The organism is uncultured Zoogloea sp. (assembly GCF_937894855.1).
Lineage (GTDB): Bacteria > Pseudomonadota > Gammaproteobacteria > Burkholderiales > Rhodocyclaceae > Zoogloea > Zoogloea oryzae.
The window spans coordinates 1-4,918 of sequence record NZ_CALAYQ010000114.1; the positions used below are offsets into that span (position 1 = coordinate 1).

2 protein-coding genes are annotated in these 4,918 nt (G+C 68.3%); both read right to left on the reverse strand.

The window, feature by feature from the left end; translation table 11 throughout:
- Positions 1-4: 4 nt before the first annotated feature.
- Entirely contained in the window at positions 5-3,085 is a 3,081-nt protein-coding gene (locus tag Q0672_RS13330; RefSeq protein WP_298622915.1) for an MdtB/MuxB family multidrug efflux RND transporter permease subunit, read from the reverse strand.
- A 377-nt stretch (positions 3,086-3,462) separates the two neighbouring features.
- The gene (locus Q0672_RS13335) at positions 3,463-4,644 is read right to left on the reverse strand and encodes an MdtA/MuxA family multidrug efflux RND transporter periplasmic adaptor subunit (protein ID WP_298622917.1); all 1,182 of its coding nucleotides are present in this window, start codon (positions 4,642-4,644) and stop codon (positions 3,463-3,465) included.
- Positions 4,645-4,918 lie beyond the last annotated feature (274 nt).

Here is a 4,918-nt window from a genome sequence, read left to right on the forward strand (position 1 = left end):
CCGCTCACGCTGCGCCCTCCCCCTTCACCCGCCGCGCGAGGCGGTCGAAGGCCAGGTAGATCACCGGCGTGGTGAATAGCGTCAGCACCTGGCTCACCAGCAGACCGCCGACCAGGGTGATGCCCAGGGGCTGGCGGAGTTCGGAGCCAACGCCGTTGCCCAGCATCAGCGGAAGCGCGCCCAGGAGCGCGGCGAGGGTCGTCATCAGGATCGGTCGGAAGCGCAGCAGGCAGGCCTGGAAGATCGCCTCGCGGGGGCCAAGGCCGCTGCTCCGCTGCTCGTCGAGGGCGAAGTCGATCATCATGATCGCGTTCTTCTTGACGATGCCGATGAGGAGCACGATGCCGATGATGCCCACGATGCCCAGCTCGGTGCGCGCCACCAGCAGGGCCAGCAAGGCGCCCACGCCGGCCGAGGGCAGCGTGGACAGGATGGTCACCGGGTGGATGTAGCTCTCGTAGAGCACGCCCAGCACGATATACATGGTGACCACCGCGGCGAGGATCAGCAGCAGCGTGCTGGTGAGGGACGACTGGAAGGCCAGCGCCGCGCCCTGGAAGTAGGTCTCGATGCTCACCGGCATGCCCAGCCCGGCCTCGGTGGCGCGGATCGCGTCCACCGCGTCGCCGAGCGCGGCGCCCGGGGCGAGGTTGAACGACAGGGTGGCCGCGGGGAACTGCCCCAGGTGATTCACCGCCAGGCTGGCCGGGCGCTCGCTCACCTTGACCACCGACGACAGGGGCACCTGCGCGCCGCCGGTGCCGGCCACGTAGAGCTTGGCGATGGCGTCCGGCGTGCCGCGGAACTCGGGCTTCACCTCCAGCACCACCCGGTACTGGGTGGTCTGGGTGAAGATCGTCGACACCAGCCGCTGGCCGTAGGCGTTGTAGAGGGCGTTGTCGATGGCGGCGGTGCTCACTCCCAGCCGGGCGGCGCTGGCCCGGTCGATCTCGATCCACGCCTGGAGGCCGTTGTCCTGCAGGTCCGAGGCCACGTCGGCGAGCTGGGGCAGGTCGCGCATGCGTTCGAGCAGCTTCGGCACCCATTCGGAGAGCAGCGCGGCGTCCGGCGCCATCATCGAGAACTGGTACTGGGTGCGGCTCACCCGATCCTCGATGGACAGATCCTGCACCGGCTGCATGTAGAGGGTGATGCCGGCGACCTTCTGCAGCTCGGGCTGCAGGCGGCGGATGACCTCGGTGGCGCTGGCGCCGCGCTCGGCGCGGGGCTTGAGGCTGATGAGCAGGCGCCCGCTGTTGAGGGTGGCGTTGGTGCCATCCACGCCGATGAAGGACGACAGGCCGGCCACCGCCGGGTCTTTCAGCACCACCTCGGCCACCGCCTGCTGGCGCTCGGCCATGGCGCCGAAGGAGATCGACTGGTCGGCCTCGGTGATGCCCTGGATCGCGCCGGTGTCCTGCACCGGAAAGAAGCCCTTGGGCACGAAGACGTACAGCAGCACGGTGAGCGCCAGGGTGCCCACCGCGACGATCAAGGTGAGCCCCTGCCGCGCCAGCACCCATTCGAGCATCACCCCGTAGCGGGCGATCACCCGGTCGAAGAAGTCGCCCATCGTCTTGTAGAACCAGCCCTGCTGGCCCTCGGGCACGTGGTGCAGCAGCCGCGCGCACATCATCGGCGTGAGGGTGAGGGAAACCACCGCCGAGATGAGGATGGCGATGGCCATGGTGATGGCGAACTCGCGGAACAGCCGCCCCACCACATCGCCCATGAAGAGCAGCGGGATGAGCACCGCGATCAGCGAGAAGGTGAGCGAGATGATGGTGAAGCCGATCTGCTTTGCGCCCTTCAGCGCGGCCTCCATCGGCGATTCGCCCTCCTCCACGTAGCGGGCGATGTTCTCGATCATCACGATGGCGTCGTCCACCACGAAGCCGGTGGAGATGGTGAGCGCCATCAGGGTGAGGTTGTTGAGGCTGAAGCCGGCGAGGTACATCACCCCGAAGGTGCCGAGGATGGACAGGGGCACCGCCACGCTGGGGATGATGGTGGCCGGCACGCTGCGCAGGAACAGGAAGATCACCATCACCACCAGCGCCACCGCCAGCACCAGCTCGATCTGCACGTCGCGCACCGAGGCGCGGATGGTGGTGGTGCGGTCGTTGATGACCCGCACGTCCAGCGATGCGGGCAGGCTGGCGGTCATCTGCGGGAGCAGCGCCGTGACCTTGTCGGCCACCTCGATCACGTTGGCGCCGGGCTGGCGCTGCACGTTGATGATCACCGCGTCCTGGCGGTCGGCCCAGGCGGCGAGGCGCAGGTTCTCGGCGCCATCGACGAGGGTGGCCACGTCGGAAAGGCGGATCGGGTTGCCGTTTTTGTAGGCGACGATCAGCTTCGCGTATTCATCCGCCGAGCGCAGCTGGTCGTTGGCGTCGATGGTCGAGGCGCGCTGGGGGCCGTCGAAGCTGCCCTTGGCCTGGGTGACGTTGGCGTTGGCGATGGCCGTGCGGATGTCCTCCAGCCCCAGCCCGTAGGCAGCGGCAGCGGTCGGATTGACCTGCACCCGCACCGCCGGGCGGCGCCCGCCGGCGATGCTCACCAGGCCCACGCCGGGCACCTGGGCGATCTTCTGAGCGAGGCGGCTCTCCACCAGATCATGGATGCGGGTGATCGGCAGGCTGGGCGAACTCACCGCCAGGGTGAGGATGGGCGCGTCGGCCGGATTGACCTTGCTATAGGTGGGCGGCGCGGGCAGATCGGTGGGCAGCAGGTTCGAGGCCGCGTTGATCGCCGCCTGTACCTGCTGCTCGGCCACGTCCAGCCCCATCGACAGGGTGAAGCGCAGGGTGATGACCGACGCCCCGCCCGAGCTGCTGGACGACATCTCGTCCAGCCCCGGCATCTGCCCAAACTGGCGTTCCAGCGGCGCGGTGATGGCCGAGGTCATCACATCCGGGCTGGCGCCGGGGTACAGCGTCTTGACCTGGATGGTGGGGTAATCCACCTCGGGCAGCGCCGAGATCGGCAGCAGCCGGTAGGCCACCAGGCCCGCCAGCAGGATCGCCACCATCAGCAGCGACGTGGCCACCGGGCGCAGGATGAAGAGACGGGAGGGGTTCATGTCTCGCGCCCCCGCTCAGCGCCGTCACACCGAAAAACATCAAGGCCTGGTAGGTCGGACTTCAGTCCGATAAACCCTGCCTGACCAACCCGTGCTGTCGGACTGAAGTCCGACCTACAGGACGGGGACGGGCGACGGAGGCCGCCCTGGCAGGCCATCGGGCGCAGGATGAAGAAGCGGGAGGGGTTCATGCCGCGCGCCTCCACATGGCGTCATCACACCGAAAAACATCAAGGACCTGTAGGTCGGACTTCAGTCCGACAAACCCTGCCCGATCAACCCGTGATGTCGGACTGAAGTCCGACCTACAGGACGGGGACGGGCGACGGAGGCCGCCCGGGCAGACCAGCGCCGCGTCGATATGGCTGACCATCCGCTCAATGCCCCGGCCGGCCGCCGCCAGCACCACGCTTCTTCTCGCGGCCCGGCGCATCCACCGCCTTCGGGTCGATGGCCTCCACCATTGCGCCGTCCTTCAGCTTGTCGAGGCCATCCACCACCACCTTGTCGCCGGCAGCGAGGCCATCTTCAACCACCGCCACGCCGGCATCCGTGGCGCCAAGCTTCACCGGCACCGCAGCGACCTTGCCGCCTTCGCCCAGGCGATACACGAAGCGCCCCTTGGCCCCCTGCTGGAGCGCCGCGGTGGGCACCGCCACCACGCCGCTGAGCGTGTCGAGCAGCAGCCGGACATTGACGAACTGGTTGGGGAACAGGCTGCCGTCCTTGTTGGCGAACTCGGCCTTCAGCTTGACGGTGCCGGTGGTGGTGTCGATGAGGCTATCCACCGCCAGCAGTTTGCCGTCGGCCAGGCGCTGTTTCATGTCCCGGTCCCAGGCCTCGACACCCAGCCCGGCGCCGGACTTCACCCGCGCCATGATGGCCGGCAGGCGGTCTTCCGGCACCGCAAAGACGGCGGTGATCGGGGTGACCTGGGCGATGGTGACAAGGCCGTTGGTGTCGGAGGCCTTGACCATGTTGCCCGGATCAACGGTGCGCAGGCCCGCGCGGCCGGCAATCGGCGCCTTGATGGTGGTGTAGGAGAGCTGCAGCTCGGCGCTCTTCACCGCGGCTTCATCGGCCTGCACGGTGCCCTGGTACTGGCGCACCAGCGCCTCCTGGGTATCCACCTGCTGTTTGGCGATGGAATCCTGGGCCAGCAGGCCGCGGTAGCGGTCGAGGTCGATCTTGGCGTTCTTCAGCAATGCGGCGTCCCGGGCGAGGGTGCCGCGGGCCTGCTCCAGCGCGGCCTTGAAGGGCTCCGGGTCGATCAGGGCGAGCACCTCGCCGGCCTTCACCGGCTGGCCTTCGGTAAATTTGACCGCCAGCAGCGGGCCATCCACCCGCGCCCGCACCACCACCTGGTTGCGCGGCACCACGCAGCCCAGGGCCGGCACCACCACGCGCACGTCGCGGGTGGTGATGGTCTCCAGCGTCACCGGGATCGGCCTGTCACCGCGCCCGCCGGGGCCCCCACGACGTGCTTCCGAAGGCTTGCCGCCGCCCTCCCCTTCGGGCGCGGGGCGGTGGGTGGCATACCACCCGCCGGCAGCGATCACGGCCAGCCCCACGAGGTAGGGCCAGATCCGACGTTTCCGGGGGGGCGATACGGATGACGAAGAAGGAGACGAAGCGTTTGAAGGGCTGGACATGGAGACTTTTTCCGGAACGCGCCCGGCCAACTGTAAACCGCCGGGAAGACCCGGCAGGGGCCGGGCAATAGCAGCAGGCAATGCTACACGATGCGACTGTTAAAGCACGTCAAGGCGGGCGTGGGTAGTGGGTAGTGGGTAGTGGGTAGTGGGTAGTGGGTAGTGGGTAGTGGGTAGTGGG

What these genes read in the sequence shown, in the direction of transcription:
- Q0672_RS13330 (WP_298622915.1), bottom strand. Translation starts at nt 3,085, where the DNA reads ATGAACCCCTCCCGTCTCTTCATCCTGCGCCCGGTGGCCACGTCGCTG.